Origin of the sequence: Flavobacterium sp. ZT3R18, assembly GCF_007097385.1 — a bacterium.
In the GTDB taxonomy this organism is placed as follows: domain Bacteria; phylum Bacteroidota; class Bacteroidia; order Flavobacteriales; family Flavobacteriaceae; genus Flavobacterium.
The window spans coordinates 74705-98853 of sequence record NZ_VJZS01000005.1; the positions used below are offsets into that span (position 1 = coordinate 74705).

Annotated in this window: 20 protein-coding genes; 9 read left to right on the forward strand and 11 right to left on the reverse strand. The window is 34.7% G+C overall.

The window, feature by feature from the left end; translation table 11 throughout:
* Positions 1-865 precede the first annotated feature (865 nt).
* The 3 genes from FNW52_RS07500 to FNW52_RS07510 form a co-directional block, all read right to left on the reverse strand.
* Positions 866-1411 carry an RNA polymerase sigma factor gene (locus tag FNW52_RS07500; protein WP_143376840.1) on the reverse strand — a complete coding sequence of 182 codons (546 nt, stop codon included), beginning with the start codon at positions 1409-1411 and terminating at the stop codon, positions 866-868.
* Positions 1412-1431: 20 nt separating this feature from the next.
* Positions 1432-1755, reverse strand: a complete 324-nt coding sequence (locus FNW52_RS07505; RefSeq protein ID WP_143376841.1) for a hypothetical protein — start codon at positions 1753-1755, stop codon at positions 1432-1434.
* 61 nt (positions 1756-1816) lie between these two features.
* The gene (locus FNW52_RS07510) at positions 1817-2668 is read right to left on the reverse strand and encodes a protease complex subunit PrcB family protein (RefSeq protein ID WP_143376842.1); all 852 of its coding nucleotides are present in this window, start codon (positions 2666-2668) and stop codon (positions 1817-1819) included.
* Between the two features lie 178 nt (positions 2669-2846).
* Here FNW52_RS07510 and rmuC point away from each other — a divergent pair, with 178 nt between their 5' ends.
* The 3 genes from rmuC to FNW52_RS07525 all read left to right on the forward strand — a co-directional run bounded on the left by rmuC (position 2847) and on the right by FNW52_RS07525 (position 5758).
* On the forward strand, positions 2847-4217 hold the full coding sequence (rmuC, locus tag FNW52_RS07515) for a DNA recombination protein RmuC (RefSeq protein WP_143376843.1): 1371 nt from the start codon (positions 2847-2849) through the stop codon (positions 4215-4217).
* Positions 4218-4422: 205 nt separating this feature from the next.
* Positions 4423-4977, forward strand: coding sequence for an acyl-CoA thioesterase (locus tag FNW52_RS07520; protein WP_143376844.1), 555 nt, complete (start codon positions 4423-4425; stop codon positions 4975-4977).
* Between the two features lie 241 nt (positions 4978-5218).
* Positions 5219-5758: a YceI family protein gene (locus FNW52_RS07525; RefSeq protein WP_143376845.1), complete on the forward strand. Its 540-nt coding sequence runs from the start codon at positions 5219-5221 to the stop codon at positions 5756-5758.
* Between the two features lie 146 nt (positions 5759-5904).
* On the opposite strand, the gene FNW52_RS07530 is transcribed toward FNW52_RS07525, so the two are convergent.
* Together FNW52_RS07530 and FNW52_RS07535 are read right to left on the reverse strand one after the other, a co-directional pair.
* Positions 5905-6816 carry a TIGR01777 family oxidoreductase gene (locus FNW52_RS07530; protein WP_143376846.1) on the reverse strand — a complete coding sequence of 304 codons (912 nt, stop codon included), beginning with the start codon at positions 6814-6816 and terminating at the stop codon, positions 5905-5907.
* 209 nt (positions 6817-7025) lie between these two features.
* Positions 7026-8321, reverse strand: coding sequence for a deoxyribodipyrimidine photo-lyase (locus tag FNW52_RS07535; RefSeq protein ID WP_143376847.1), 1296 nt, complete (start codon positions 8319-8321; stop codon positions 7026-7028).
* 217 nt (positions 8322-8538) lie between these two features.
* Here FNW52_RS07535 and purB point away from each other — a divergent pair, with 217 nt between their 5' ends.
* The 3 genes from purB (at position 8539) to FNW52_RS07550 (ending at position 13227) form a co-directional block, all read left to right on the forward strand.
* Entirely contained in the window at positions 8539-9885 is a 1347-nt protein-coding gene (gene purB / locus FNW52_RS07540) for an adenylosuccinate lyase (protein ID WP_143376848.1), read from the forward strand.
* A gap of 36 nt (positions 9886-9921) precedes the next feature.
* Positions 9922-10695 carry a polysaccharide deacetylase family protein gene (locus FNW52_RS07545; protein ID WP_143376849.1) on the forward strand — a complete coding sequence of 258 codons (774 nt, stop codon included), beginning with the start codon at positions 9922-9924 and terminating at the stop codon, positions 10693-10695.
* Positions 10696-10995: 300 nt separating this feature from the next.
* A complete protein-coding gene (locus FNW52_RS07550) occupies positions 10996-13227 on the forward strand; it encodes a cation:proton antiporter (protein WP_143376850.1) in 2232 nt (743 codons plus the stop codon).
* A gap of 164 nt (positions 13228-13391) precedes the next feature.
* Here FNW52_RS07550 and guaB read toward each other — a convergent pair whose 3' ends face one another.
* A complete protein-coding gene (gene guaB / locus FNW52_RS07555; RefSeq protein ID WP_143376851.1) occupies positions 13392-14864 on the reverse strand; it encodes an IMP dehydrogenase in 1473 nt (490 codons plus the stop codon).
* 161 nt (positions 14865-15025) lie between these two features.
* Between guaB and FNW52_RS07560 the strand changes: the two genes are divergently transcribed.
* Positions 15026-17596 (forward strand): cation-translocating P-type ATPase, encoded by a 2571-nt coding sequence (locus FNW52_RS07560; protein ID WP_143376852.1) that lies wholly within the window; start codon positions 15026-15028, stop codon positions 17594-17596.
* Between the two features lie 4 nt (positions 17597-17600).
* On the opposite strand, the gene FNW52_RS07565 is transcribed toward FNW52_RS07560, so the two are convergent.
* The 5 genes from FNW52_RS07565 to FNW52_RS07585 form a co-directional block, all read right to left on the reverse strand.
* The gene (locus tag FNW52_RS07565; RefSeq protein ID WP_143376853.1) at positions 17601-19004 is read right to left on the reverse strand and encodes a DUF5723 family protein; all 1404 of its coding nucleotides are present in this window, start codon (positions 19002-19004) and stop codon (positions 17601-17603) included.
* Positions 19001-19552: a hypothetical protein gene (locus FNW52_RS07570; RefSeq protein WP_143376854.1), complete on the reverse strand. Its 552-nt coding sequence runs from the start codon at positions 19550-19552 to the stop codon at positions 19001-19003. The genes FNW52_RS07565 and FNW52_RS07570 overlap by 4 nt, the downstream gene beginning before the upstream one ends.
* A gap of 125 nt (positions 19553-19677) precedes the next feature.
* A complete protein-coding gene (locus FNW52_RS07575; protein WP_143376855.1) occupies positions 19678-20541 on the reverse strand; it encodes a hydroxymethylglutaryl-CoA lyase in 864 nt (287 codons plus the stop codon).
* Between the two features lie 58 nt (positions 20542-20599).
* On the reverse strand, positions 20600-21619 hold the full coding sequence (locus tag FNW52_RS07580; RefSeq protein ID WP_143376856.1) for a quinone-dependent dihydroorotate dehydrogenase: 1020 nt from the start codon (positions 21617-21619) through the stop codon (positions 20600-20602).
* Between the two features lie 394 nt (positions 21620-22013).
* Positions 22014-22553, reverse strand: coding sequence for a nuclear transport factor 2 family protein (locus FNW52_RS07585; RefSeq protein ID WP_143376857.1), 540 nt, complete (start codon positions 22551-22553; stop codon positions 22014-22016).
* 372 nt (positions 22554-22925) lie between these two features.
* On the opposite strand from FNW52_RS07585, the gene FNW52_RS07590 reads away from it, so the two are divergent.
* Both FNW52_RS07590 and FNW52_RS07595 read left to right on the forward strand, forming a co-directional pair.
* Positions 22926-23561, forward strand: coding sequence for a phosphoribosyltransferase (locus tag FNW52_RS07590; protein WP_143376985.1), 636 nt, complete (start codon positions 22926-22928; stop codon positions 23559-23561).
* A 151-nt stretch (positions 23562-23712) separates the two neighbouring features.
* Positions 23713-24123, forward strand: a complete 411-nt coding sequence (locus FNW52_RS07595) for a tetraspanin family protein (protein ID WP_143376858.1) — start codon at positions 23713-23715, stop codon at positions 24121-24123.
* Positions 24124-24149 lie beyond the last annotated feature (26 nt).

Genomic DNA, 24149 nt, shown 5'->3' on the forward strand with positions numbered 1-24149 from the left:
TTTATTGGCATTTGACATTGAAATACTATTCTTTTCATCACTCACAACTACTTTATTGTTCGCATTTGAATTGCTGACCTGAAGCGATTTTGAACTTATATTTACAGCAACGGCTTTATTGGCATTTGACATTGAAATACTATTCTTTTCATCACTCACAACTACTTTATTGTTCGCATTTGAATTGCTGACTTGAACAGCACTATCAATTGCTAATGCCGATTTAGAAATAGTAGCACATGAATTTTGATTCGCTACTATCGCATTTGATTTGGATTCATCCTTAACCTTTGGATTCATCCTTTTATTTTTCGGCTCATTGAAATTCTTAAATCCTGTATTTTTTTTCGTCTTAGAAGAAATAATCGGAACCGTTGTTGCGGCAACTTGATTACCATTATTCAAATCGATAAACTTAACATTTAACTTAACATTCTTATTGCCATTAACATTACTATTATTACTCCCATTGCTATTGTCATTGCCATTGACATTACTATTACTATTACTATTACTATTACTATTGCCATTGCTATTGCTATTGACATTGCTATTATTTTCAATACTCATTTCAAATCCATTTTCTGGATTAGAGTTAAAATACAAAATAGTTGGAACAGAAAGTCCAACTAATAAACTAGCAGCAATCGACCACCAAATAATGGCACGTTTCTTCTTTTTGGGTTGATCTAATTGCGCTTCAATTTTATCCCATAACTCGGGAGGCGGAATACTGGAGAAGTTTTCCAATGAAGAAAAAATAGATTTTGCTTCTTTATTTTTCATGCGACGTTAATATTTGCTTTTTTATGGAACATGGTATCGTCATTTTCTGTCTCTCTTTTGTTTTTGAAGCATGGCGATTTCATGCTATTTTACAGTTTAATACCACCAAAATTCTTTTCTTCAAAATACTCTTGGCTCTATTCAAATTAGATTTCGATGTGCCTTCCGTTATTTCAAGCTGTTTTGCAATCTCTTTGTGTTTCATCTTTTCAAAAACAAACAAATTAAAAACCATTCGGTATTGGTCAGGTAATTCTTGAATGTATTCTAATAATTTTTCCTGTTCAATTGGGGCCAATTCTAATTCTTCTTCCTCTATAACATCCGTATCAAAAACATCCAGAAACAAAATGTCTTTTTTCTTTTTCTTCAGCGTTTCCAATAACTTATTGATAAAAATTCGTTTGATCCAACCTTCAAAACTTCCCTCAAATTTATATTGTCCCATCTTTTGAAAAGCAATTACGAAAGCCTCCTGAAAAACATCTTTGGCATCGTCCTCATTTCTCATATATTTAAGACATAACCCATACAAAACAGGAGAAAACAACTGATAAATTTTCAGTTGTGCTTCTCTGTCGTTTTCGGCGCACTTTTTAATATATAGTTCTATGTTTTCTTTCAAGAAAATAGGTATTGAATTCGTTATTTTTTTCTTTTATTTTTAGTAAAATCGGCATTCACTATTGCATCTTTGAATGCTACTTTCTGATTATTCAAAAACAAATCATCATTATTATACATTTGCCAAATATCTTCAACAAGAATAGATTTATCTTTTATAGTATTCTCAAAATTATTTTTGACCTTCCCTACTGGTCTTATTTCCCCTTCATCTGTAAAGATAAAAATTTTCCAGGCCCAGCTTTCCATTATTTCTTTTTTAGACATTTGTTCAAAACCTGCATCATCAGAAGCGTAGGAACAAAAAGCAAAAAACACAACGCTAATCAATATTATTTTCTTCATAAATATACTTTTAAAATATTATACCATTGAAACAAAACATATAATTCTTTAGATTCTCTTATTATTTGGATGCATCCAAAAATGAAATCTTACTATAGATATAATCCATAAACTTGACTAAATTTTCTTGACCTTTCTCTGGGTTATTAAAATTTGTAAACTTAATATCGGTCACTACATTTCCTTGATGATATTCTATAAAACACCCGCCACCGTCTGCAATCAAATCATTTTTAAATTCTTTGGTTTGACCTTTAAGCGCTAGAAATTCTTGAGGAATGTGAGACACAAAACTGGAAAAATCTTCTTTTACGCCAAGTACTTCGTAACTCGCAGACGTTGTGTTCCCTATCAAAAACCGAATCGTTTTTACATCATCAATTCTATAAGTAGAAGAACAATTGCTTGGACAAAAAAAGCTATACCTCCCAATTACTACATAATCTACAATCTCTTTCACTTTCTTAAACAAAATGGGTTTATTAGATTTTGGAAGCAACACATAATCAGCAGGATACGTTATTGCAGTCGTTACGATTTCGTCTTTTTGTGGCTCTTTTTCAAAATACTCTACTGTGATTTGGCAATTGTCTTCTACAACAGCTTGTATTTTTATGGCATATCCGCCCGTTGGTTTTGGTCCTGCAAAAAGTCCCAATATTCTTTTCTGAGTAAAATCGGGTAACGCAACAGCTACAGTTTGACATGTAGTAAATAATTTTTGAACTTCTTCATTAGAATTTATAATTAAAAAAGAAGGTTGTTTTGGGTTTTCTTTTAAAACGCCACAATAACTAAAACCCTCATAAAGAACATTGGTCGTATCACCACAATTTTCTAGATTATTATCGGATGCTTCGGTACACGACCAAAAGGGTAGGACAACAAACAACATTAAAATTAAATTCTTCATGTTCTATTTTAGTAAGGTTATAATAGTAAGATGCACTTGTTATAAAAAGGTTGCGTGACAACAGTAAAAAAAATGTTGATTTGGTATCTGAATTGGAATAATTCGTGAAATTTTATTTTTTTAAAATTAAGTACTCCGTATTAATCAGTACTTTTACTTTTTTAAAAAAGAAAAATTTATGCTAACTATTCTTCCTTTATTATTGGTCTTTATTATTGCTCTCGCAATAGGTGTTTTTATGGGTAAACTTATATTTTCTGCCCGATTTCAGTCGGAAAAAGTAAGTCTTGAAGAGAAATTAATTGCGCTGAATTCTCAATTCAACCACCAAAAAGAACAATTTTTATTGGATAAAAACACTTTCGAAAAGCAACTGGAAGTATCCAATTCTGAAAAAGAAAACATCCGAAACGAAAAAGACAGTTTGGCCATTCAACTTTCTAAAAAAGAAGTCGATTTTGAAAATCTTTGGGAGCGCAACAAGGAACAGAAAGAAGAAGTCGAAAAACTTCAAGAAAAATTTACCAAAGAATTTGAGAACCTTGCCAATAAAATCTTAGAAGAAAAATCGAATAAGTTTACCGAGCAAAACAAAGAAAACATGAAAAACATCTTGTCCCCGCTACAAGATAAAATTCAGTTATTCGAAAAGAAAGTCGAAGACACACACAAAGAAAGTATCGATTACCATGCTGCTTTACGTCAACAAATACTTGGTTTGAAAGAAATGAATATTCAAATGAGCAAGGAAACCATCAACTTGACCAAAGCATTAAAAGGCGATAGCAAAATGCAAGGAAACTGGGGCGAACTGGTTCTGGAACGCGTTCTCGAAAAATCGGGATTAGAAAAAGGGCGTGAATACGAAGTGCAACAAAGCCATACTACCGAGGAAGGTAATCGTGTGTTCCCAGACGTTGTGATCAATTTACCCGATGGTAAAAAGATGGTCGTCGATTCTAAAGTTTCCTTGACTGCTTATGAGAAATACATTAATGAAGACGATGATGTAGTAAAAATAGGTTATTTAAAAGAGCATGTCAATTCGATAAAACGCCACGTAGAACAATTGGGCGATAAAAATTATCAGGATTTATACCAAATAGAAAGTCCCGATTTTGTTTTGCTTTTCATTCCAATGGAACCTGCATTTGCCATAGCGCTCAATGAGGACACTTCATTATACAACAAAGCATTCGAGAAAAACATCGTTATTGTGACGCCTTCTACACTATTGGCCACTTTACGAACGATTGATAGTATGTGGGCCAATCAAAAGCAACAGGAAAATGCGTTTGAAATAGCGCGTCAAGCGGGTGCATTGTATGATAAATTTGAGGGTTTTGTAGCCGATTTAATAAAAATTGGCAAAAAAATAGACGAGAGTAAAGTAGAATACCAAGGCGCCATGAACAAACTGGTAGACGGAAAAGGAAATTTAATCATTAGCGTTGAAAAACTTAAAAAAATGGGAGCCAAAGCCAAAAAAGCTCTTCCAGACAGCATATTAAAAAGAGCCGAAACCGATGAGAATTTACTTTTAAATTAAAACCGCCGTAAGTTTTCAGTCTCAGTTTTCAGTTTTCAGTACAAAAGGGTGCTGATTTTAAAAACAGTACGAATACAACCTTACTTTTTTACAAATATTGTTAAGAACGCGAATTACTATGTTTACAGACAACTCTGAAAACTGCGACTGCGACTGAAAACTGTGACCTTAATACAAATCTCCTTTTAACCTAAAATTAAGACCAATGGACAAAACCTTCAAAACAGTTGCTTCATCATATATTAGTATATCCGAGTTGATGCTACCATCCCACACCAATTTTAGCGGAAAAATTCATGGTGGATATATTTTATCGCTTCTCGACCAAGTTGCTTTTGCTTGTGGTTCTAAATTTTCAGGAAACTATTGTGTAACGGCTTCGGTAGATACGGTCAATTTCTTAAAACCTATTGAAGTGGGCGAATTAGTAACGATGAAAGCCTCCGTAAACTATGTTGGAAAAAGTTCTATGATCGTTGGTATTCGTGTAGAAGCCGAAAACATTCAAACTGGCAATGTAAAGCATTGTAATTCCTCTTATTTTACAATGGTTGCCAAAGATAATGAAGGCAAAAGCATGCCTGTTCCTGGTTTAATTCTCTCTAACCTTGATGATGTGCGAAGATTTTGCAACTGTCTGAAACAAATAGCTCTAAAAAAAGAACGAGACTTACATGAAGAAATCTTTGATTATAGTTCAGAAGAAACACTTTCTGCCTTAACAAAATACAATGTTCAACTCAAATTGGATTCTATTTAAAAGAACTAGACTGATTTTTCAATCTTTTCAAAACAAGAAAGTTAATCCTTGACTTAAGAATAAAAAATTCTTAAGTCAAGGATTTTTTTTACACTTTTTTAAGACTAATGTTACTAAAATTACGTAACTTTAAGAGTGATATCGATGTATACAAAACACATAGTCCAATGATCCTGAAAGTTTTCGAGTTTGTTAGGTTAAATAATGAATCCAATTAGTATGACCCTTTAATAGAAAAATTATGAAAAAAATTACTCTATTATTTTTACTGTTAAACATCTATTTTGCTGACGCCCAAGAAAAATTGACCTCTTCAAAATGTGTAATTCATTTTGAAGCGTCTGTTCCGTTTTTTGAAGCTGTTGAAGCAAAAAACGATGCGGTTAATTGTATTTTAATTCCAGAAAAAAGTCAAATCACCTTTGTGGCCATTATCAAAAAATTTCAATTCAAAAGAGATTTAATGAAAGAGCATTTTAATGCCAATTATATGGAAAGTGATCGTTATTCTAAAGCTACTTTTAAAGGAATTATCGAAAAATTTGATATGAAAGATATTAATGAAATCGAGAAGGACTATCAAATAAAAGGTAAAATAGAAATTCACGGCGAATCAAAAGCAATTATGGTTTCGGCAAAAATAAAAAGAGTAAAAGACGGCGTTCAAATCAATTCCCATTTTACGCTGAATTCAGATGATTTTAAAATTGAAATTCCTTCTATTGTGATCGCCAAAGTTTCAAAATTGGTAAACACAGAGTTGGAATGTCTATTACAATGAACTGTTTTTAGTGATTAGTGATTGGCCATCCACTTTTGGTATCGTTAACGGCTAGTTACTTTTTACTAATCACTTTGTCTTTTCCCCTTTGCCTTTTGCTCTTTGCTCTTTGCTCTTTGCTTTTTTTTCTAACCACTAAAAGCTAACTATTTGATACAATCTATAAGAGCTCTTTTCAAGTTTTTGAATTTAAATCTAAAACCTAGACTTTTTATTTTATCCGATGAAACCCTCCTACCGGTCAAAACAATCGAAGCCATTTCTCCCATTACCAATCGCAATACAAAAGCAGGCACATTTGGGAGCCAAATAAAATATCCATACTCTTTTGCCAATAATCTGGAAAAAGACGAATTTGTAGTACTATCATTGATGGTCGCATTATAGGCACCAATCATATTTTTATTTTTAATTGCTTCAAGATAAATCGCACACAAATCAGATATATGTATCCAAGGCATATACTGTTTTCCAGACCCCAATGCCGACCCAAAACCTGTTTTAAAAACAAAGTTTAGCTTTTTCAAAACCCCTTCATTCTTTCCCAAAACCAAACCCGTTCGGATCTTAACCGTTCGGATACCTAAACCAGCAATTAAATCGGCGGATTGTTCCCATTTCTGGCAAGTTATTCCAACAAAATCATTCCCCGGAAGCGTATTTTCGGTGCAAATCCCTTCTCCATTTAGAGCGCCATAGACTCCAATTCCAGAAGCCGACACAAAAGCCTCACTGTTTTTATTATGCTTTTTCAAAACCGTATAAATCAATTCAGCTGATTGTGTCCTACTATCGATTATTTCGGTCTTTCTTTTAGTAGTCCATCTTTTTTCGGCAATATTCTCCCCTGCCAAATGAATGATATAATCCGCATGGAGTACTGCTTCTTCATCCATACTTTGACTGGAAACATCCCAAACATAATAGGTAATGCCTTCAGTGTTGGGTTTAGGGCTTCTCGTTAATATAGAAACCGTATAGCCTTTATCCAACAACATCCTCGTTAAATGCTTTCCAATAAAACCAGTTCCTCCCGTTATTAAAACATTCTTGTTCATAGCCATTAAAATTTGGGGCAATCTATTATAATTATACAAATATAAGTCACTATACAGTTCGGCATTATTAATGTTTAGTTAAACGTCGCTATTTTCATACTCAAAACTAGCGTGCAACTAGTATACAAAATCATTTGGGCGTGTCACCATTAGGAAAAGGGGGCAACTCATAGCGTATATTTTCATTCAAAGCTGGAGGTAATTTAAAATCACTTCAAAATCCCCGCTTTATAAGTAGCAATAGCTCTGTCTCTGGCGAATGCGTGTTCTACCATAGGCTCGCAATAACCCAAATCAAATTCAGAAATCCATTTGCGGATGTAGATTCCTTTTTCGTCAAATTTTTTGAGTTGGATTTCGGGATTAAAAACCCTGAAATAAGGTGCTGCATCGCAGCCCGTTCCCGCAGCCCATTGCCAATTGCCTACATTGGCGGACAAATCGTAATCCAATAATTTTTCGGCAAAATAGGCTTCGCCCCACTGCCAGTTGATCAGTAAATGTTTGCACAAAAAGCTCGCTACCACCATGCGTACTCTATTGTGCATATAGCCCGTTGCATTGAGCTGACGCATTCCCGCATCGACCATAGGATAGCCCGTAGTTCCCGTACACCAACGTTTGAAATCTTCTTCATTGTTGCGCCACTGTATGCCATCATAAGCCGATTTAAAATTATGGCTGACAACTTTTGGGAAGCTAAATAAGATTTGCATAAAGAACTCTCTCCATATCAATTCACTCAAAAAAACATCGTTTTTACGAACCGCCCAATTGACTAACTTTCGAACACTTACTGTTCCAAAACGTAAATGAGGCGAAAGATACGAAGTACTATCGATAGCAGGAAAATCGCGGGTTTCGTGGTAATGGGTAATCTGTGTTAGGTTATACGGAATTACTTTTATGTCACTTTCTTCGAAACCTATTTGCTGCAAAGAAGGAAAATCAAAGTGGTTTTTGTAAAAATTGGAAAAGTAACTTTGGGTGTCATACTCCTGAATTGGCGCCATGGATTTGTATTTTTCCAACCATTTATTTTTGTATGGGGTGTAAATGGTATAGGGCAATCCATCGGCTTTGGTGATTTCGTTTTCTTCAAAAATCACTTGATCTTTGAATAAAAAACAAAGAGCATGGTTTGCTTTTGCTAAAGCATCAATAGCCAAATCTCTTTTGATGGCGTACGGCTCATAATCTTTATTGAAGAAAACACCCGAAATAGCAAATTCTTCAAAAAGGGATTCCCAAACCTCAGTTGTGGTTCCTTTTTTGATTAAAAGTGAACTCCCGATGGCATTCAGCTGTGTATTTATTTTCTGGAGAGATTCGTATATAAAACCAACTCGTGCATCATTTTTCGGCAAGCTATTCAAAATATCCGTGTCGAAAATAAACAAGGGAATCACAGGGTGTTTGGATTGCAAAGCATGATACAACGCCACATTATCATCCAGACGCAAATCGCGTCGGAACCAAAAAATAGATACTTCTTGTTTTATCATTGTTTTTTGAATTGGTAAATACCTAATTGCTTTTTTACTAATTGCTCCAGTCTGAATAATTCCAAAATATCGAAAATAGGTACCCCACACGTATAATCCGCTAAAATTAATAAATTGAATCCTTTTATATCACTAATTTCTTTGCCAAACCTTAATTTTCTGACCCTTAATCCCTAAATTCTCTTTATATTTGTGCCTTTCGAAAAAACAACAAAAAATGACTACATTAAACGAATTGAATGCTATATCGCCAATTGACGGACGTTATAGAAATAAGACAATGTCTCTGGCTCCTTTTTTCTCTGAAGAAGCTTTAATCAAATACCGTGTATTAGTTGAAATTGAATATTTCATTACTTTATGTGAAGTTCCTTTGCCGCAATTAAAAAACGTCAACCCTACTATATTTGATAGTTTACGTGCTATTTATAAAAACTTCTCTACCGAAGATGCCCTTTGGATAAAAGAAACCGAAAAAGTAACCAACCACGATGTGAAAGCGGTTGAATATTTCATCAAAGACGCTTTTGAAAAACTGGGTTTATCAGAATACAAAGAGTTTATCCATTTTGGATTAACTTCTCAAGATATTAATAATACGGCGATTCCTCTTTCGACAAAAGAAGCTTTTGAGAAAGTGTATATGCCATCGTTAATCACTTTAACCTCCAAGTTAAAAGACCTAAGCCAAGAGTGGAAAGACATTCCGATGCTAGCTCGTACACACGGACAACCTGCCTCTCCTACTCGTTTGGGTAAAGAAATTGGAGTTTTTGTTGAGCGTCTAGAAGAGCAAATGCGTTTGTTGTTTAACATTCCGTTTGCAGCCAAATTTGGTGGAGCTACCGGAAATTACAATGCGCACCATGTGGCTTACCCTCAAATTGACTGGAAACAATTTGGAAGTAAATTCGTGGAAGACAACTTGGGATTACACCATTCTTTTCCAACAACACAAATCGAACATTACGATCATTTTGCCGCATTTTTTGATGCTTTAAAAAGAATAAACAGTATCATTATTGATTTGGATCGTGACATTTGGACGTATGTTTCAATGGAATATTTCAAACAAAAAATAAAAGCAGGAGAGATTGGATCATCGGCTATGCCACACAAAGTGAACCCAATTGATTTTGAAAACTCCGAAGGAAACTTAGGAATAGCAAACGCTATTTTCGAACATCTATCGGCAAAATTACCAGTTTCGAGATTGCAACGTGATTTGACAGACAGTACCGTTTTAAGAAATATTGGTGTACCAATAGGGCACACTTTAATTGCTTTTGAAGCTACGTTGAAAGGATTGAACAAATTACTATTGAACGAACCTAAATTTCACGAAGATTTAGAGAAAAACTGGGCTGTTGTAGCCGAGGCGATTCAAACGATTTTAAGACGTGAAGCCTATCCAAATCCGTATGAAGCCTTGAAAGGTTTGACCAGAACGAATGAAGCGATTGATAAAAAAGCGATTCATGATTTTATTGCAACACTCGATGTTTCGGATGAAATTAAAGCTGAATTGATGCAAATTACTCCAAGCAATTTCTTGGGGATTTAAAAAAAATAAAAACACCTACAAAGTACAAAGTCAATTATGAACAGAAAACTATCTACATTCATATTGCTTTGTACTTTTTTTTTATTTTCATGTGAAAAGGATAAGCCTACTATAAAACCCCAACCCGCACGTCCTAATGCCGGAGTAGTCATCACTTTTGACGACACTAGTGTTTACGAATGGTTTGAAACCGACAAAATATTAAGCAAGTATTCTTGGAAAGCTACCTTTTGCGTTTCTAAAATAAACACTTTAAACTATTCCGAAATAAATGAACTCTTGAAATTACAGCAGGAAGGACATGAAATTGCAGGACATGGTTTTTATCATTTTGATGCTCCTAAATTTGTTGCCAAAAATGGAATTGACAAATACATTGATCAGGAAATAAATCCGATGTTGGATTTGATGCATTTTTATTCCTTTAAAGTAAACTCGTTCGCCTATCCTTTTGGTTTTAGAAATTCAGAGATTGACGCAGCTCTTTTTAAAAAATTTAAAATCATAAGAGGTACCACCTATGGCGCAGAAGATCCTTTTTTTCAAAATTGCTATTTCAATAACTCCAAATTAGTTTTCGCAACAGGTATTGATACGGATCATCCTAATTTTAGTATCCCGTATCTTATCAAATTATTGGATTACGCCAAACGAAAGCATAAAATACTGATACTTTTTGGTCATAAACCAGTATATAAAGTAACCGCCAATTACCAAACCCAAATGGAAACATTAGAACTGATTTGCAATTATGTCAAACAACATAATATGACATTTTACAGTTTATCTGAATTGAGTACTTTAAATTAAAATATCGTTTCATTTCATTTCAATCCTAAAATGTGTTATTTTTATAAAAACACAATTAATACTGGCAGTTTCAGGGCTAACGCATCATAAAAAGTTAACACTAATTACACTAATTAGCACTAATTTTAGTAATTCTAAAAATAAAATTACACTTATTTCATCTACGCTTGGCAGATTCGTGACCCGAGCAAAGCGAACAGACGAAATAATATCCCATCCAAATTCGTGCTAATTAGTGTAAAAAAAACTTTAATGCGTTTGCCCTGATAATTTAAAGTCTGCATTGAAAAATAAAAATCTATGAGTGCAATAACTGAGACAACACAACACCTAGAACCTTTAATAACCGACTTAGGATTAATTCTAATGACGGCTGGAATCGCTGTTTTGATTTTCAAGAAGTTAAAGCAACCGCTAGTTCTGGGCTATTTAATAGCAGGATTTTTGGCTGGAAATCATTTTAATTTTTTTCCGTCTGTAACGGATATGAAAAGCGTTGAAGTTTGGGCTGAAATTGGGATTATCATTTTACTGTTTAGTTTGGGACTCGAATTCAGTTTCAAAAAATTAATGAAAGTGGGCGGAACTGCATCTGTCACTGCTATTACTCAAATTATTACCATGACCATTCTGGGATTTATGGTTGGTCAATGGATGGAATGGTCTAAAATGGACAGTATCTTTCTAGGAGTTATGCTCTCTATTTCGTCGACAACCATTATTCTGAAAACATTTGATGAATTGGGGGTAAAAGCTCAAAAATTTGTCGGAAACGTTATTGGCTCCCTCATTGTTCAGGATATTATTGCCATATTAATGATGGTTTTATTATCGACAGTTGCGGTTAGCGATCAGTTTTCTGGTGGTGTCTTAGTGCAATCGATTTTTAAATTGTTTTTTTTTCTAGTCCTTTGGTTTTTGGCAGGAATATTTATTATTCCAACCGTTCTAAAAAAAACAAAACACTTACTTTCCGATGAGATGCTGCTCATCATCTCACTCGCCTTATGTTTGATGATGGTAATGCTGGCTTCAAACGTTGGGTTTTCGCCTGCACTGGGTGCTTTTATCATGGGGTCTATCATTGCCGAAACTACGCAAGCAGAACATATCGAGCATTTGGTAAAACCCGTTAAAGATTTATTTGGGGCAGTTTTCTTTGTATCGGTAGGAATGTTAATAGATCCGGAAACTTTGTTTGAACATGCGATTCCGGTTTTAATTTTATCCTTTGTTACTATTTTTGGACAATCCATAAGCTCTACTACTGGTGCATTACTTTCTGGACAACCCTTGAAAGAATCCGTACGAACTGGAATGAGTTTGTCTCAAATTGGGGAATTTTCGTTTATCATTGCCACATTAGGCATGACGCTAAATGTCACTAGTTCGTTTCTTTACCCAATTGTTGTGGCGGTTTCGGCGGTCACTACGTTTACTACTCCTTTTATGATTAAACTTTCGGCGCCTTTTTCAGAGTATTTATCTAAAAAATTACCCCGAAAATGGACCAAACGAATCGAACGCTACAGTGCCAACACACAAGCTATAAAAACCGTTAGCAATTGGCGAACTGTTCTTAACGCCTATTTGACACAAGTAATCGTGCTATCCGTAATCATTATGGCGGTAATTTTATTATCCTCAACTTATATTTTGCCTATGGTAAAAGAGTATCATTTAGGAAATGCCATGGGAGCTTTGATTACGTTGGCTATTTTATCTCCTTTTTTATGGGCGCTCTCGTTACGAAGAGTGGCGGTAAAAGAAGTGGCTATTTTATTGGAAGAACGAAAATCCCGTGGACCAATGGCCATGCTGTTTTTATTCCGAATTCTACTCTCTACCTTTTTTATTGGTTTTTTACTGAATATCTTTTTTTCTCCACGCATTGCATTTATCGCATTCCTTATTGCTACTGCTCTTTATTTTGTTTTTCAAAAGAAACTCAACGCGCAATACCATAAAATCGAGAATCATTTCTTGGCCAATTTAAACGAAAGAGAGATCACCAAAGCCAGAAGAAGCCGAAGTGACTTATCGCCTTGGGACGGACATATGGCCTACTTTGAAATTGCAGCAGAATCTAATATTGCCGGAAAAACATTGCGGAAACTACAAATTAGAGAGCAAATGGGAATTAACATTGCTTCCATCAAGCGAGGTGATATCATGATCCACATCCCTATTGCCAACGAACGTCTTTTCCCGGGAGATGAGATTTGTGTTATTGGTACGGATGCTCAAGTACAGGAATTCAAAAAATATTTAGACCAACACGAAACGGATGTTTCCCCAGAAATTACAGAACCTGATATTGTTTTACGCCAGATCGAATTAAAAAATCACACCTTTCTAGGAAAAAGCATCAAAGAATCTAATTTACGCGAAAAGACAAAAGGTTTGATTGTGGGGATTGAAAAAAGAGGAAAACGCATCTTAAATCCAGAGTCGAATGTTATTTTAGAAAAAGACGATATCCTGTGGATTGTTGGAGATAGAAAATTATTAGGGGAATTGGTTCATGATTAAAAAAAAGAGCCTCACCCCTCCTGATAATTATCGCGACTCCCAAAGAAGAGGGAGCTAAGAGCGAGGAATTTTGAATGATTTACTACAAAAAAAGGTGTAAGAAATGAATCTTATACCTTTTTTATTTTCTATTTTCTTTTTTCTATTTTCTAAATTCTAATTTTTTATCTCGAATAATTCGGAGCTTCTTTTGTAATAGTTACATTATGAGGATGACTTTCAGTTATTCCGCTAGAAGTAATACGAACAAAACGTCCAGTCTCTTGCAAAGTAGGAATGTCTTTAGCACCACAGTAACCCATACCTGCACGAAGACCACCTATGAATTGTTGCATACTTTCGTTCAACTCTCCTTTATACGGTACACGACCCACAATTCCTTCTGGAACCAGTTTCTTAACATCATCTTCTACATCTTGGAAATAACGATCTTTTGAACCTCCTTGCATGGCTTCTACAGAACCCATTCCTCTATAAGATTTGAATTTTCTTCCTTCAAAAATAATAGTTTCCCCTGGAGATTCCATTGTCCCTGCTAGTAACGAACCTAGCATCACACAATCCGCACCCGCAGCGATTGCTTTAGGAATATCTCCTGTGTAACGAATTCCACCATCGGCAATTACAGGAACTCCTGTTCCTTTTAACGCAGCAGCTACTTCTAATACCGCCGAGAATTGTGGAAAACCAACACCCGCCACTACACGAGTGGTACAAATAGAACCAGGCCCTATTCCTACCTTTACACCATCAGCACCATTTTCTACCAAAACCAAAGCTGCTTCTGGGGTAACAATATTACCAACAACTACATCTATTTGAGGGAATTTAGTCTTCACTTCTCTCAATACATTAGCTACTCCTTGATGATGACCATGGGCAGTATCAATAATAATAGCATCGACACCCGCTTTTACAAGTGCTTCAGCTCGTTCAAGAGCATCACCAGTAACTCCAATGGCTGCAGCTACTCTCAAACGACCAAATTTATCTTTATTGGCATTTGGTTTTTGAGTCAATTTGGTAATATCTCTAAAAGTGATTAAACCAACTAACTCTTTTTTATCATTTACTACAGGTAATTTTTCAATCTTATGTCCTTGTAATACTACCTCAGCTTGTTCTAATGAAGTTCCTTCGGCAACGGTTACTAGATTTTCGCTAGTCATTACCTCAACAATAGGTCTTGCTCCATTTTTTTCAAAACGTAAATCTCTATTGGTAACAATTCCTTTTAAAATTTTATTCTCATCCACAATCGGAATACCTCCAATACCATATTCTCTCATGGCATTTTTAGCATCAGCAACGGTAGCACTCATTAATAAAGTAACAGGATCGATAATCATACCCGATTCCGCACGTTTTACTTTACGTACTTTGGCAGCTTGTTGCTCGATTGTCATGTTTTTATGCAAAACACCGATTCCTCCTTCTTGCGCCATAGCTATAGCCATTGCACTTTCGGTTACGGTATCCATAGCTGCGGATACAATAGGAACATTAAGCGTTATATTTCTTGAAAATTTGGATTGGATACTCACTTCGCGAGGAAGAATATTTGAGTAATTGGGAACTAATAATACATCATCGTAGGTTAAACCTTCACCGATAATCTTAGAGTTGTGTGCTTTCATGTTGCAATTTGTAGTTGAATTGCGTGCAAATGTACACAATCTTAAGCAAAAAAGCATCTTACTCCCCGAATTTATTTTTAAATTGCAGTGTAAACTAAACTCTTTTTCAATAGTTTCCTTTATTTTTTCATTAAAACTAAAGAAAAAATTCTCTTTTTATTATGACTCCAACAAACCACTCCATAATAGGCCTAACAAATACTGAAGTTGAACAATCCCGAATCCAAAATGGAATCAATTCAATTGAACATCAAGACAAAAACAATTTACTTTCCTCTATCATTGAAATGGTAAAAGAACCCATGTTTTTGTTGCTGTTAACAGCCACCGCTATTTACTTTATAACAGCCGATTATGGTAACGGAATATTTATGGGAGTCGCTATAGTATTAGTCTCCACTATTTCACTTTATCAAGAATCCAAGAGTCGAAATGCTATTGAAGCACTCCATAAATTATCACAACCCAAAAGCAAAGTCATTCGTAATGGCGAATTGGTAGAAATTCCAAGCGAAGAAATAGTATTGGGCGATTGCATTCAAACCGAAGAAGGAACCTTTATTCCTGCTGACGGAATCATTATTCAGTCTAATGATTTTTCGGTAAACGAATCCATAATTACGGGGGAATCCTTGGCTGTTTTTAAAAATGAAAAATCCGAAAATAATACTATTTTCCAAGGAACCATCGTCGCTTCTGGCTTGGCCATTTGCAAAGTAACTGCTATAGGAAACCAAACCCAACTGGGAAAAATAGGAAAAAGTTTAGAAAACATTGCCGAAGAAAAAACACCATTACAAATACAGATTGGGAATTTCGTCACTAAAATGTCCATTATAGGATTAATTATTTTTGCAATTGTATGGGGAGTAAATTATTACAACTCCAGAATTCTTTTAGACAGTTTGTTAAATGCATTAACTCTGGCGATGAGTATTATTCCCGAAGAAATACCAGTAGCTTTTGCCACCTTTATGGCTTTGGGAGCATGGCGATTAATGAAAATAGGAATCATTGTCAAACAAACCAAAACGGTTGAAACCTTGGGAAGTGCCACCGTAATTTGCACTGACAAAACAGGAACAATTACTGAAAACAGAATGAGTTTGGCACAATGGTATCTTTTAGAAACAGATTCTTTCAATGGCAATGGCAATAATTTCAATGGCAATTTCAATGGAAATGGAAATGGCAATGGCAATGGCAATGAAAATAACAACTTATCTTTAAACGAAGAAGAATTACTGAGCCTTTCTATGTGGGCCAGTGAACCCATTCCTTTTGACGCTATGGAAATTGCTTTGCACGATGCTTACGCAAAAATAGGAATCAAAGATGAACGTCCCAATTACAAAATGGTCCATGAATATCCTTTAAGTGGGAAACCACCCATGATGACCCACATTTTTGAAAACAAAAAAGGGGACCGAATCATAGCCGCCAAAGGAGCTCCCGAAGCCTTAATTGCCTGTTCTCATTTATCCGAAAAACAAACCAATCAAATTCTAAAAGCAATGCAATCGATGGCAGAAAAAGGGTATCGCGTTTTAGGTGTTGGTGTTACTAATTTCTCAGGCAACAATTATCCAAAAACACAACAAGAATTTTCATTTGATTTTAAAGGACTTGTTGCCTTTTATGACCCTCCAAAAGCCAATATAAAAGAAGTCTTTGAAACTTTTTACAAAGCGGGAATTCAAGTGAAAATTGTTACTGGAGATAATGCTTTAACAACAGCAACCATTGCCAATCAAATTGGTTTTAGAAACTCTGGAAAAATCTTAAACGGAGACGAACTTATGACTATGGATGATGCTACTTTGAAAGAGAAAGTTATGGAAACCAATATTTTTACCCGAATGTTTCCCGAAGCCAAATTAAAAATCATAAAAGCTTTAAAAGCAAACAACCAAATTGTAGCCATGACTGGCGACGGGGTAAACGACGGTCCTGCCTTAAAATCGGCTCATATTGGTATTGCGATGGGCAAAAAAGGAACCGAAATAGCCAAACAAGCAGCCAACTTAATTCTTATAGACGATGATTTTTCAAAAATGACCGAAGCCATAGCAATGGGGCGAAAAATCTACATCAATCTAAAAAAAGCTATTCAATACATCATATCCATTCATATTCCAATTATTTTGATTGTCTTTATCCCGTTAGTTTTGGGTTGGATCTATCCCAATATTTTTTCACCCGTGCATATCATTTTTCTGGAGATTATTATGGGCCCCACTTGTTCCATAATTTACGAAAACGAACCTATGGAGAGTTATCTAATGTCGCAAAAACCGCGTCCTTTTACCAATACCTTTTTCAGTCTAAAAGAAATTACCATCAGTATTATTCAAGGAATTGCAATTACTGTTGGACTTTTATTTATATACCAATATGGGGTACAAAACACTCTTTCTGAAAATAACACACGAACCATGGTTTTCCTAACATTGATAGCGTCCAATGTCTTTCTGACACTTGCTAACCGTTCTTTTTACTATTCGATATTTACCACTTTAAAATATAAAAACAATTTGGTATTGCTTATTATTGGATTAACGATAGCGGTCACCACTTCTATATTGTTTGTTCCTGTTTTTAGAACGTTCTTTATGTTTGACAACATCACTTTCCCGAAAATAGTTTTAAGTATCGTAGTTGGTTTTATTTCGGTATTTTGGATAGAAATTTTTAAAATGTTCAGAAGAAGAAAAGAGAAATCAATTTCGTGAATCGTTATCGATTACTCCCCCCAGAGATTATATTAAATCCTATTTGAAAGGACAGAGCATTTGCCTTGGCGAGATCCGTATAAGCCAAAAGATTATCAGCGAGTACATAAAAATTTGCAATCCCAATTTTAGTGTACAATCCTAAACCAATATTTTTATAAGAATAAGAATCTAATGTATATGTTGCTTTCATTTGTAACCCATTGAAAAACCTTCTTCTATAATAAGCTGTCAAAGCCATCATAGGCGCTCTTGGAGTAGACATAGAAAAAAGCTGAGCTCCAACGGCGCTTCTATACCAAGAATCTTCATCGGTATCACAATTGCATTCCGTTTGCCTTTCTTCCTCGAATGAATATTGATAGGAAGAATAAAACTTTAATGGTCGCTGTGTTGCATAAGCTGTATATAATGTGTCTAACGGAATTGCATCTTTAAAATCTTGATAGGCACTGTTTATCGAGCCATTAGAATTAAAATCGGTAATGACACCTTTAAAATCATAATTCCCCTTCAAAGTATAACTTTTTACTTCCTGTGTGTGTTTTATATATCCAATATCTACTAAACTAGCAGTAATCTGAATATTTTTTTTCGGATAATAGGTTAAACCAACATCAAAACCCAATCCTAAATTCCCTCCTAAAAGTGCTTTCTGCTTCACATCTTCTACCATATCACTTCCAAAATCACCATCATAATTTTCGTCTAGATACTTTGCAGCTCCCGAAGTATTCAGTGTTAAATTGGATCGGATAGACTGATCGTAGATTAAATTTTTGCCTTGTACCGTGTGAAAATAACCTGAATTATGAGTTGATGTAGCATTAAAAATACTGGAATAAATTTTCCCTCGTACTCCAAAAGTCATTTTTTTATTGATTGGTTTATTGAATCCAATATGAAGCACCGATAATAATTCGGCTTTCACACTCAAATCGCCCAGATTAAATGATTTCCCAACATAATCTTTATTCCCATAAACACTCAATATTGCAATGTCTGTTGGAATGTAAATAAACGAATCAAACTCTTGATACATCCCAAAAGAAACATACGATCTATCCTCCGGCTCCCCTATTCTAAATCCTGCACTAAACAGTTCTAATTGCTGATTGGCCGTAACATAATCATTCCTATTTGTTTTTGCAATTACCTCTTTTATCTTGGTGTTAAAATCGACTCCATTATTAGCAAACAAATCATAGGCATTGATGCCTTTAGAACCAATATTAGCCGAAATACCAGATAATAATGGCACGCCAAGAAACCATTTGTATTTTACATCAGCTCCGGGATTTGTCAATAATGATTGAGGTAATGGAGTGAAATTATATAATATTTCTTTGTTTTGAGAGGAACAATAGAAAGAAACAGACAGGTATAAAAGGATTACTATTTTTCTCATTTCACATCAAAATATGCAGTTATACTTGAGCTTAATTCAACCCTTCCTGTACTATTTGCTGTTAATGGTGGTCCAGCAAGCATCTCAATAGAAAAAACCATTTTGGTTGTGTTTTTTAAAATATCGACATTAGTACCCGAAAATATTTCGTTTCTTTCTACCAAAATTTCAGTACCATTAGAGGCTGGTACATTCATTGGAGACATACTATAAATAGGCCTATCCATTTTATCCAAAAAAGTAACATTCAAAACATAAGCTCTAGCAATGGTGTTTTTGATTCTAAAATACAAATCAGCTTTTACCAAATCATTTTCGATAAAAGAAGTAGTGAAAAAATCGACATTAGAGCTATAAGAAAAAACAGATCGCTCTACACCATTTATAACAAAATTTGGAGCTTTTGCTTCAAAATAGGCTAGATTCGTGGTGAAAACGGGCTGTACATTAAAATCATTAGCTTGATTAAAGTCTAAATCACTACTACACGAAAAAGAAAGCAACAGTAGTAGAATGCCAATCATTCTTTTAAAAAATGAGTACTTCATATCCTTGTTATTTAGTTATAGAATAGTATTACATACAATCTTGAAACTAAAATAAAGAAACGACAAATATTCTATTTTATTTAATTTTAATCTGTTTTTTTTAGAGCAACTTGAGTGCTTTTCTTTTAGTGAAAATCTCCAAATAATTTAGAAGCTTCATTATAAGCACTTTCAAAACTCATTGGACTGCAATTGGTATTTTCCTTTTGGACAGTAAAATAGGACAGTAATTTTTCTGTCGGCATATTACCCGTCAAATTATCTGTAGCCATAGGACAGCCTCCAAAACCTTGAATGGCACCATCAAAACGATGACAACCTCCCTTATAGGCAGCATCAACTTTTTCATACCACTTATCGGGCGTGGTATGCAAATGCGCTCCAAATTCAATTTGAGGATATTGTGGAATCAGACTGGAGAATAAATATTGAATCACATCAGGTGTTGAGCTACCTACCGTATCCGAAAGGGATAAAATTTTGACACCCATAGCGGCTAATTTTTCGGTCCATTGCGCTACAATCTCCACATTCCAAGGATCTCCATACGGGTTTCCAAAACCCATAGAAAGATAAGCAACTACCTCTTTATTGGTTTTATCGGCAATATTTAAAATTTCTTGCAGAGTTACCAAAGACTCCGCAATGGTTTTATGCGTATTTCGCATTTGGAAATTCTCTGAAATCGAAAAAGGAAATCCTAAATACTGAATTGCATTATGTTGTGAAGCCAGAGTTGCTCCTTGCGTATTGGCTATAATGGCCAATAACTTGCTTCGGGTTTGAGATAAATCAAGTTGTTCTAAAACGGCAGCAGTATCTTGCATTTGAGGAATGGCTTTTGCCGAAACAAAACTTCCAAAATCAATAGAATCAAAACCAACACGCAATAAGGACTGAATGTACGCTACCTTTCTTTGGGTAGGAATAAATGATTTTATGCCTTGCATAGCATCTCGTGGGCATTCGATAATTTTTATTGGCTTCATAACCACCAAATGTATAAAAAAGGTTTTGACTTACAAAGAAAGAAAATTCATCATCCTACTATTTTTTTGACAAAATTGCCTTATTGATTTTCTTTATCAATGCAGGTCCTTCATAAATAAAACCAGTGTACAACTGAATTAAACTTGCTCCCGCTTCTAATTTTTCTAAGGCATCTTCGGCAGAATGTATTCCTCCCACTCCAATAATAGGAAATGATTTATTACTCTTTTGAGAAAGAAAACGAATTACCTCGGTAGAACGTTTTGTCAAAGGTTTTCCAGACAATCCACCCATTTCTGTTTTTGCTTCCGATTGCAATCCTTCACGAGAAATAGTCGTATTGGTTGCGATTACACCCGCAATTTTTGTTTCATTAACAATATCAATAATATCCAACAATTGGTCATCCGTAAGATCGGGAGCAATTTTTAGTAACACTGGCTTTTGCTTTGGCTTAGCCAAATTCTTATTTTGCAAGGTTTGCAACAATTGGGTAAGCGGTTCTTTATCCTGTAATGCTCTCAAATTTGGAGTGTTGGGAGAGCTCACGTTTACTACAAAATAATCTACATAATCGTATAAAGCGTCAAAGCAAATCTCGTAATCTGATGTCGCTTCTTCATTTGGAGTCAATTTATTTTTGCCAATATTACCTCCTATAAGAACACCCTTATTTTTCTTTAATCGTTCTACCGCTTCTTGAACTCCTCCGTTATTAAACCCCATTCTATTGATAATAGCCGAATCTGCTTTAAGACGAAACAAACGTTTTTTAGGGTTTCCTTCTTGTCCTTTTGGTGTGAGTGTTCCTATTTCTATAAATCCAAAACCTAGATTAGAAAGCTCTTGATACAAAGAAGCATCTTTGTCAAATCCAGCTGCTAAACCAACCGGGTTTTTAAATTTTAAACCAAAAACCTCCGTCTCTAATCTTTTATCATTGACTTCATATAGTGATTTAAAAAGAGTTGGGAATCCCGGTATTTTAGATACCGTTCTTATCAAGGAGAAAGTAAAATAATGCACTTTTTCAGGATCAAAACAAAAAAGTATAGGACGAATAAAAAACTTGTACATGGTTCAAATATTGATTTGCACAAAAGTAAAGAATAGTTTTTAGTTTTTAGGTATGGATTACCCTTAAAGCATTTCAATTTTTAAATAGTTGGTCTTTTAATTTATTTTATATGACTATCCGTTAAGTAGACCATGATTGATTTTCTTTACACAGATTCCACAAATTTCCACAGATTAATTTGTAGAAATTTGTGGAATCTGTGTAAAAAAAATACATTCAAATTTCTACGTTTATTTAATAATTGGCCTATTAATCTTATTGGCATTAGTTGCGGACACACATATTATTTTATTTAGATACAGAACAATTTGATTGAGAATTATATTTTTAACAAAAAGAAAAATCGACGCTCTGGAGTGTCTATTTTTCTTTTCAATCAAAGATTTCGAAAATTTACTTAGCCATAGCCGCATTAATTACAGCTCTATCAACATATTGATGTACTTCGTCAATTTTGTCATTGCCATCAAAATGGAAATCAGTATGTATCCATTGCGTCATCGATTTCCCCCCTTTGTATTTGGCTGTTGTTTTATACCATGCCAATAACCAAATTCCTTTAGTTTTTACATTTTCCAGACTGTTCACTTTTATGGGCAACCAAATATCATTTTCGAAAGTGATGGTTTCAATCACATTTGCTCTTCTGTCTCTCCAGTATTTATCAATGGCGGGTTTCCCAATTAAGCTATCGCCACTGTTCCAATAATATTTAGCATTGTCGGAGTAATTGGACATCCAGGTATCCATATCTCCTTTTTCTAAAGCTGCTAGACTTTTTTTGCCCTTCTCAGTATATTTAGGGTCGGCAAATTCGGCGGGTTTACTTATGGTATCAACAGAAGCGGATTCTGCTTTCTTTTCGGCAGTTTCTTCTTTCTTGCAGCTTACAAATACTGAAGCGCACAAAACAAATAAAAAAATCTTTCTCATAGTTTTAAACATTTAAATTAATATTAAAAAATAGTTTGATTTTCGGACTAACAAAAATTTTACACGAATTTCACGAATTAACACGAATTCCGGATCAAAATTGAATCTGATTTCAAAAAAAAACAATTTCACAATGCAATTTGTGCAAATTTGTGTAATTCGTGTCTGCTTTCCTTTAAATCCTACGTTAATTTTGTGTAGGCTGAATAGTAACAAAAATTGTTTGATTTTCGGCTAAGTCTTATTTTGAAAAGGAGCATAAATTTAACCATAAAAAACATACCATCAATTAAATACGAATAAAAATAATTATAAAACACTAAACATCAGTAACTTTACTCTACATCTTCATTAAATTCAAGACCATTGAAAATGTATAAAAACAAACTTAAAGACAGGAAAGAAGCTGGCATTTTGCTTTCGGAAAAACTAAAAAAGAACCAAGATGGTAACTCCATAGTTCTCGCCATTCCTAGAGGTGGAGTCCCTGTAGGCTATGAAATTGCCCAAAAGTTACATCTTCCCTTAGACATTATTCTTTCAAAAAAAATAGGTCATCCTATGAATAAAGAATTTGCCATTGGAGCAATGACTATAGATACAACAATAATAGACGAGCATCCGGGCATTCCCGAACAATATATAACCGATGAAATTATTCGGCTAAAAAAATTATTACGAGAAAAACACCAGCTTTATATGGGTAATCGCGAACCGTTAGCTGTAAAAGGCAAAAATGTGATTGTGGTGGATGACGGCATTGCAACTGGCAATACTTTATTAGCATGTATTAGCATGTTGAGAAAAAGAAAACCAGCAAAAATAATCGTTGCCGTGCCTGTTTTACCTTTGGATGTTCTAGAAATATTCAAACAGCAAACGGATGAGTTTGTCTATCTCATTACCTCAAGCAATTTCAGATCCGTTGGCGCATTTTACGACCAATTTTACCAAGTTGAAGATGACGAAGTAATTCAAATGCTACGAATCATAAACCCTATTGCTTAAAAAAATTACTGCCTCATGAAGAAATCAAATATAGATGTCTCTTTCTCTACCGTTCCGTTGAAGGGAGATTTGAACATTCTATTTACCGATACCAAAACAGGAAAGCCGAAAACTGCATTTTTGAAAGAGTAGGCATTAATAACTTAATACTATGAAAAAGACTCTTATTTTTCTAATCCTTTTGCTTTTTACAGCTAAAGGCTTTAGTCAGACAATTCCAAGCACAGAATTTTCCAAAGAAGATTATTTGCAAAAAAGTAAAACCCAAAAAACCACTGGCTGGGTATTTCTTTCGGCCGGGGTGGCCATAACTATAGTAGGAGTCATTGGCTTTAGTAATACTTATGACGACTGGAGCGACAACTCAACAGACACTTATGGTGTTTTAATTCTTAGCGGCCCGCTCATTGCCTTGGGGAGTATTCCTTTTTTCATAAGCTCCGGAAGCAATGCGAGAAAAGCGGCAACCCTCTCCTTAAACTACCAACCTATTCTTATTCCCAATCAAGGCTCTTTAGTTCAAAGTTCGCAGCCTTCTTTATCAATAGCAATCACTTTTTAACGTAAAAAGCCCCAAAATGGGGCTTT

What these genes read in the sequence shown, in the direction of transcription:
- FNW52_RS07505 (WP_143376841.1), bottom strand. Translation starts at nt 1,755, where the DNA reads ATGAAGAAAATAATATTGATTAGCGTTGTGTTTTTTGCTTTTTGTTCC.
- FNW52_RS07510 (WP_143376842.1), bottom strand. Translation starts at nt 2,668, where the DNA reads ATGAAGAATTTAATTTTAATGTTGTTTGTTGTCCTACCCTTTTGGTCG.
- rmuC (WP_143376843.1), top strand. Translation starts at nt 2,847, where the DNA reads ATGCTAACTATTCTTCCTTTATTATTGGTCTTTATTATTGCTCTCGCA.
- FNW52_RS07520 (WP_143376844.1), top strand. Translation starts at nt 4,423, where the DNA reads ATGGACAAAACCTTCAAAACAGTTGCTTCATCATATATTAGTATATCC.
- FNW52_RS07525 (WP_143376845.1), top strand. Translation starts at nt 5,219, where the DNA reads ATGAAAAAAATTACTCTATTATTTTTACTGTTAAACATCTATTTTGCT.
- FNW52_RS07530 (WP_143376846.1), bottom strand. Translation starts at nt 6,816, where the DNA reads ATGAACAAGAATGTTTTAATAACGGGAGGAACTGGTTTTATTGGAAAG.
- FNW52_RS07535 (WP_143376847.1), bottom strand. Translation starts at nt 8,321, where the DNA reads ATGATAAAACAAGAAGTATCTATTTTTTGGTTCCGACGCGATTTGCGT.
- purB (WP_143376848.1), top strand. Translation starts at nt 8,539, where the DNA reads ATGACTACATTAAACGAATTGAATGCTATATCGCCAATTGACGGACGT.
- FNW52_RS07545 (WP_143376849.1), top strand. Translation starts at nt 9,922, where the DNA reads ATGAACAGAAAACTATCTACATTCATATTGCTTTGTACTTTTTTTTTA.
- FNW52_RS07550 (WP_143376850.1), top strand. Translation starts at nt 10,996, where the DNA reads ATGAGTGCAATAACTGAGACAACACAACACCTAGAACCTTTAATAACC.
- guaB (WP_143376851.1), bottom strand. Translation starts at nt 14,864, where the DNA reads ATGAAAGCACACAACTCTAAGATTATCGGTGAAGGTTTAACCTACGAT.
- FNW52_RS07560 (WP_143376852.1), top strand. Translation starts at nt 15,026, where the DNA reads ATGACTCCAACAAACCACTCCATAATAGGCCTAACAAATACTGAAGTT.
- FNW52_RS07565 (WP_143376853.1), bottom strand. Translation starts at nt 19,004, where the DNA reads ATGAGAAAAATAGTAATCCTTTTATACCTGTCTGTTTCTTTCTATTGT.
- FNW52_RS07570 (WP_143376854.1), bottom strand. Translation starts at nt 19,552, where the DNA reads ATGAAGTACTCATTTTTTAAAAGAATGATTGGCATTCTACTACTGTTG.
- FNW52_RS07575 (WP_143376855.1), bottom strand. Translation starts at nt 20,541, where the DNA reads ATGAAGCCAATAAAAATTATCGAATGCCCACGAGATGCTATGCAAGGC.
- FNW52_RS07580 (WP_143376856.1), bottom strand. Translation starts at nt 21,619, where the DNA reads ATGTACAAGTTTTTTATTCGTCCTATACTTTTTTGTTTTGATCCTGAA.
- FNW52_RS07585 (WP_143376857.1), bottom strand. Translation starts at nt 22,553, where the DNA reads ATGAGAAAGATTTTTTTATTTGTTTTGTGCGCTTCAGTATTTGTAAGC.
- FNW52_RS07590 (WP_143376985.1), top strand. Translation starts at nt 22,926, where the DNA reads ATGTATAAAAACAAACTTAAAGACAGGAAAGAAGCTGGCATTTTGCTT.
- FNW52_RS07595 (WP_143376858.1), top strand. Translation starts at nt 23,713, where the DNA reads ATGAAAAAGACTCTTATTTTTCTAATCCTTTTGCTTTTTACAGCTAAA.